The 268-nt window shown below is 27.2% G+C and carries 1 pseudogene; it reads right to left on the bottom strand.

Features of this window, described 5'->3' with window-relative positions:
• Positions 1-163: pseudogene (locus tag DIU01_RS13555) on the bottom strand (endonuclease); the annotation flags it as partial.
• Positions 164-268 lie beyond the last annotated feature (105 nt).

Raw genomic sequence — 268 nt, 5'->3', positions numbered from 1 at the left:
GTACAATTCCAGACAAAATCATCTGACGTTTTAATTGCAAAATCCAATAGATAAAAAATAAACCGTTGACAATTAAAAACAAAGGTAAAACCAAAGTTAAAACTGATAAAAAAGGAAAGAATTTCGGAGCTAAAAAAGGTAAAACATAAGCAAGGAAAGTCAATACAGTCAACACTATATTGAAAAAATACATCACTTTATTAAACCTTGAAAGATTTTTCATATTTATTATACAATCGCTATTCGAAAATCTGCTATCTGAAATCTG

Origin of the sequence: Flavobacterium sp. (genome assembly GCF_003525665.1) — a bacterium.
Lineage (GTDB): Bacteria > Bacteroidota > Bacteroidia > Flavobacteriales > Flavobacteriaceae > Flavobacterium.
The sequence above is the reverse complement of the archived record's forward strand: the minus strand, read 5'-3'. Positions and strand labels throughout refer to the sequence as shown.